Annotated in this window: 2 protein-coding genes and 1 pseudogene; all 3 read left to right on the forward strand. The window is 40.9% G+C overall.

Annotation, left to right across the window (positions count from 1 at the left end; genetic code table 11):
- A pseudogene (locus tag ABD915_RS09565) lies at positions 1-246 on the forward strand (hypothetical protein); the annotation flags it as partial.
- 55 nt (positions 247-301) lie between these two features.
- Positions 302-1075 carry a hypothetical protein gene (locus ABD915_RS09570; RefSeq protein WP_345117708.1) on the forward strand — a complete coding sequence of 258 codons (774 nt, stop codon included), beginning with the start codon at positions 302-304 and terminating at the stop codon, positions 1073-1075.
- Complete coding sequence (locus tag ABD915_RS09575; protein WP_345117710.1) at positions 1072-1476, forward strand: hypothetical protein; 405 nt, start codon at positions 1072-1074, stop codon at positions 1474-1476. Before ABD915_RS09570 ends, ABD915_RS09575 begins: the two co-directional genes overlap by 4 nt.
- Positions 1477-1541: the final 65 nt, after the last annotated feature.

Consider the following 1541-nt stretch of genomic DNA (forward strand, 5'->3'; position numbering starts at 1 on the left):
CTTATCGATCTTGATTCAGAAAATAGAGAGCAGAGTATTAATGCACAGGCAACAGTCCATGCATGCATGATTCAATCAGGATTCCGCTATAAAAATGAACATGTGGGTGGGTGGTGTTATACTTTTAAAGAAGAAAACCTCCCCATCTGTCAACCTGGTGCTGTGATCCCAAAGCGAAGTGTCGAAAAGCGCTTAAATAGCCCATTTTGTAAAAAGCATCCAGAACAACCTGAATGCCAGCCTTAATTCTTGTTTCTGCTTGTAATGACCAACAATCCCCCCCTCCTTGCCTTCGCTTGGAATGGCGGGATTGTTTTCTCAATCTTATTATTTAACAGCAGAAGAAGAGAAGCATTTACAAGCCGGTTCTGATGGCAATACCCGTATGTTTTACAATGGCATTTTTAATTCCCCCGATGAAGCAGCGGGTAATGCTGTTCAAATGGCTGTTAATAAAAATGGTCACCTTTATTTTACCTACCACCCCCAAGCTAAAGACTGGGAAGTGGAGGTAGGGATAGCGATTTATGAGTATTTGGGGGGATGGAGCAATTCAACCAAGAAGTTCCAAGATTTTATCACTCGTTATGGCAATGAGGAGGCGATTGTGAGTGCGCACAGCCGCGGTAGCTTAACAGGAGGCAATGGACTGCGTGACTTTGAAAAGCGTGGCATTCATGGTATATCCAAAAAAACAGATATCTATCTTTTTGGACCAGCTGATAACTCTCAATCGATAGCGAATGCACACTATTATGTGAGTGATGGTAAAAAAGATCATATTTATTTACAAAACCATATCTTTGATCCCATTGGTACAGGAATTGGTCACAATCCACCTACTGCTTATAAGGTGCCCTTGAAGTTCCCCTATATATTATTTCCACCAGCAATTGCAATAAAAGAGCAAGGGAGCGCGCTACGCGGACATAACCCTAGTACCACCCATAAGTGTTATGGTGATGCAGGGAAAAAATGTCAAGATGCCTATGGAAAACCTCATAATGCAATAATTTATGCACCTCATGCGATTTTAGATAATTTAGGTTTAGGTTATTTATGGAGAAAAAAATGAAGAGATTGTTTAAATTATTAGGTGGGATAGTTCTGTTAAGTGTCTCTGGATGTGACATATCAAATATCGATAAACCTGCTCCTGGAGAAGTATACGGGTGGTTGAAGCCAGGTGCAGACTTTACTGAGATAGGAAAAGCCCTTTTAGAATGTGGTATGCCGAGCCTTATCGATCCTGATACAGAAAATAGAAACCTCAGTTTAAATCAAATGGCATCCATTGATGCCTGCATGGTTCAAGCTGGGTTTCGTGATAGATATGGTGGTCCATATTGGTGTTATAATTATAAAGATCTTCCGATTTGTCGTCCAGGTGCTGTAATTCCGAAGCGAAGTGTTGAGAAGCGCTTAAACAGCCCTTATTGTAAAAAATATAAAAACGCGGATGAATGCCAACCTTAACAACGCAAAATCATTCGCAAAGCGTTTTAATGAGAATGTTGGCTTTGGTGCTGGAGCAACGGGAG

Source organism: Bartonella jaculi, assembly GCF_039543045.1.
Taxonomy (GTDB): domain Bacteria; phylum Pseudomonadota; class Alphaproteobacteria; order Rhizobiales; family Rhizobiaceae; genus Bartonella; species Bartonella jaculi.

What these genes read in the sequence shown, in the direction of transcription:
- ABD915_RS09570 (WP_345117708.1), top strand. Translation starts at nt 302, where the DNA reads ATGGCGGGATTGTTTTCTCAATCTTATTATTTAACAGCAGAAGAAGAG.
- ABD915_RS09575 (WP_345117710.1), top strand. Translation starts at nt 1,072, where the DNA reads ATGAAGAGATTGTTTAAATTATTAGGTGGGATAGTTCTGTTAAGTGTC.